At 40.9% G+C, this 3,250-nt stretch carries 4 protein-coding genes; 2 read left to right on the top strand and 2 right to left on the bottom strand.

Annotation, left to right across the window (positions count from 1 at the left end; all coding sequences use genetic code 11):
* On the bottom strand, positions 1-1,043 hold a 1,043-nt coding region (locus L650_RS0100330), incomplete at its 3' end, for a DEAD/DEAH box helicase (protein ID WP_029771704.1).
* Between the two features lie 136 nt (positions 1,044-1,179).
* On the opposite strand from L650_RS0100330, the gene L650_RS0100335 reads away from it, so the two are divergent.
* Positions 1,180-1,602: a DUF1801 domain-containing protein gene (locus L650_RS0100335; RefSeq protein WP_024033661.1), complete on the top strand. Its 423-nt coding sequence runs from the start codon at positions 1,180-1,182 to the stop codon at positions 1,600-1,602.
* A gap of 279 nt (positions 1,603-1,881) precedes the next feature.
* Here L650_RS0100335 and L650_RS0100345 read toward each other — a convergent pair whose 3' ends face one another.
* Positions 1,882-2,721, bottom strand: coding sequence for an isopenicillin N synthase family dioxygenase (locus L650_RS0100345; RefSeq protein ID WP_029771706.1), 840 nt, complete (start codon positions 2,719-2,721; stop codon positions 1,882-1,884).
* Between the two features lie 267 nt (positions 2,722-2,988).
* Between L650_RS0100345 and L650_RS0100350 the strand changes: the two genes are divergently transcribed.
* Positions 2,989-3,250 (top strand): hypothetical protein (locus tag L650_RS0100350; protein ID WP_029771707.1); only part of this gene is annotated, 262 nt, incomplete at its 3' end.

The following is a 3,250-nucleotide window of genomic DNA, read 5'->3' on the forward strand; positions in this document are numbered from 1 at the left end:
GTTACAAACGAAATAGCATGCCCTGATGCACCAGCACGGCCTGTACGGCCAATACGGTGAACGTAATCTTCGTATACGTTTGGTAAGTCGTAGTTAACCACATGCGGAAGCTCAACAATATCAAGGCCACGTGCCACAATATCAGTGGCTACAAGTACGCGTACTTCACCGCTTTTAAAGCCATCTAATGCTTTAACACGGGCACCTTGTGATTTATTACCATGAATAGCGGCGCCTACTATGTCGTCGCGCTCAAGCTGTTTAACTAAACGGTTTGCACCGTGCTTGGTACGGCTAAACACTAATACTTGTTGCCAATCGTTGCTACGAATTAAATGGCTAAGTAATGCGGTTTTACGCGATTTATCAACAGCGTAAACGCTTTGCGTTACGCTTTTAGCAGTGGTGTTTTTTGCCGCAACTGATATTTCAACAGGGTCGTTAATTAACCCTTTTGCTAATGCACGTATATCATCTGAAAACGTTGCCGAAAACATTAAGTTTTGGCGTTTAGGCGGCATTTTAGCAATCAGGCGTTTAATGTCGTGAATAAACCCCATATCAAGCATGCGGTCGGCTTCATCAAGTACCAGCACTTCAACATTATCAAACTTAACAGCGTTTTGATTATGTAAATCGATTAAACGCCCAGGCGTGGCCACTAAAATATCAACCCCTTTGCGAAGGCGCTGCATTTGTGGGTTTATTTTAACGCCGCCGTACACTACAAACGAACTTACATCAGAGTGCTTAGCGTATTCTTCAACGTTTTCGCTTACCTGCAAAGCCAGCTCACGCGTAGGCGCTAAAATAAGGGCACGTACGTGGTTACTTTTTGCTTTACTGCCTTTAGATAACAGCTCAATTAGCGGTAACGTAAAACCAGCGGTTTTACCTGTGCCTGTTTGTGCAGCCGCCATTACATCGCGACGTTCAATAATTGCAGGAATTGCTTGAGCCTGAATAGGCGTTGGCGCTTCATAGCCCTTTTCTAAAACCGCGTTAACTAAAGACTGTGATAAACCTAAACCATCAAAACTCATAAAATCTCTCAATAAAATAAAGGCCAAACCGGCCAAGGGCGCATTATACGCAACTAACTTAGAAATGCATGGAAATATTCACTTAGCAAATTAAGTGCTAACCTTAGAGTAGCTAATAACAATACAAATCAACGCTATGACATTAAAAACTAAAGCAAACCAAATAACACTTAAGCAATGCCTAGAAAGTATAGATTCAAAGCGTATTGAAGACACACAAACCTTACTAACCCTGTTTGAAAAAGTCACAGGGGCAAAGCCTGTTGTATGGGGTAAAGATATTATAGGGTTTGACCAATACAGCTATAGGTACGACTCCGGCCGCACAGGTGAATGGCCAATCACAGGATTTTCACCACGCAAAACTAAGCTTTCTATTTATATTATGCCTGGCTTTGATCACCCCAAAATAGCGGCATTATTAAATAAGCTTGGTAAACATAGCCTAGGTAAAAGCTGTTTGTACGTGACAAAATTGGAAAATATCGATTTAGCTATACTTGAGCAAATAATTGCTGAGTCGGTTTTAATAATGAAACAAACTTACCCAAAAAATTAATACCAATCCGCTTAATTAAGTGATCTATTTTGAGAATAGATAAACGTGTTGATAGCTAGACAATAAATTCGTTATTTAGTTGTTCTCGGCAATTGCTCCTGCATTGCTCTACCTTCTGCATCCATATAGTCATAAATGAGAATTTTTTAACGCAGATAGCGATACGTTTAGCCCCTAAAAATGATTCAACATTATTGCGGATTGGTATAACCTTGCTTAAAAACAACAAAAGCGGCTAAAAGCCGCTTTTGGTTTATATTTAACTCAATAAATATAACGTTATTTAACACCTAGCTCGCGTAAACGCTCTTGTAGGTAGCTGTCTGCAGTGTAGCGCTCAGAAAGCACAACTTCAGGACGTGGGTGTAAAAACAGCGGTAAAGAAATACGCGACTTAGTCGACGCTTTACCTGTTGGGTTTATTACACGGTGAATAGTCGATGGGAAGTACCCGCCCGACGCTTCTTGTAGCATGTCACCAATATTAATAATTAAGCTACCGAAGTCACATGGCACATCTAACCAACCGCTATCTGTTTTTTGAACTTGCAGGCCTGGCTCGTTCGATGCAGGTAATACAGTTAATAAGTTAATGTCACCATGTGCTGCAGCGCGAATTGCACCTGGCTCTTCATCACCTGTCATTGGCGGGTAATGTAAAATGCGTAACAATGTTTGCTCAGAATCAGCAATCATGTCTTTTAAATCGATAGAAAACTTAGCACGTACATCGGCTGGTGCCTCTGCTTGAACCCAGCTTAAAAGCGTTGCTGCAAATTCGTTAGCTAAGCGGTAGTACTCACGCACGTCAGCTTCAAGCTCTGCAGGCACGCGACCTTTAGGGTAAACATGAAAGTACTCTTTAATGTCTTTTACTGTAAAGCCTTTAGCTACCTCAGATACAGAAGGCGGGAAATAACCGTCTTGCGTTTCTTTAGAAAATAAAAAGTCGTGCTTTTGCTCTGAATTAAAAAAGTCTTGCCATTTTTCGTAAATAGACTCAACTAAAGATTGCGGGATTGGGTGATTTTTTAATACACCAAAACCGGTGTTTCTTAACGATTCAACAAAGTGAGCAGCCGCATCGGGAGCTTTATAATCAACAGTAGGTAATTGCATTGTACGTTCCAGTGAATAGGTTGTTAGAAGTGAGCTGCTTTAAAATATAGCTAATTAGCCAATATAAAGTAGCAAAACCTTCATTATAGCGCTGTGCGAGGATAGACAAACCACCCAAAAAACATAAGGACAAATGTCCTCTCGATGAAATAGTAAGCAGTTTACTTGATCAAGATCAAAGCATAATAAACATTGAAATTACACTAGTTAGTGCTTATATCTTATCTATTATTGTAACGTATTTTAATGAAACACTAAGGCTCTTCTATGCGACAAAAAGTATCTTTTAAAAGCGGCGATTTAGAACTTGCAGGCCAGCTTGAACGCCCAGCCGGCGATGTAAAGTTTTATGCTTTATTTGCACACTGCTTTACCTGTGGTAAAGATATTGCTGCCGCTACGCGCATAAGCCGCGCCCTTACCCAACAGGGTATTGCCGTACTGCGCTTTGACTTTACCGGCCTTGGCAATAGCGACGGCGACTTTGCAAACAGTAACTTCTCATCAAATATTCAAGATTTAGTGGCCG

Origin of the sequence: Pseudoalteromonas sp. TB51 (assembly GCF_000498055.1) — a bacterium.
Taxonomy (GTDB): Bacteria; Pseudomonadota; Gammaproteobacteria; order Enterobacterales; family Alteromonadaceae; genus Pseudoalteromonas; species Pseudoalteromonas atlantica.

Bases quoted from the DNA above. Each gene is read 5' to 3' on its own strand.
- L650_RS0100345 (WP_029771706.1), bottom strand. From the start codon at position 2,721: ATGCAATTACCTACTGTTGATTATAAAGCTCCCGATGCGGCTGCTCAC.
- L650_RS0100335 (WP_024033661.1), top strand. From the start codon at position 1,180: ATGACATTAAAAACTAAAGCAAACCAAATAACACTTAAGCAATGCCTA.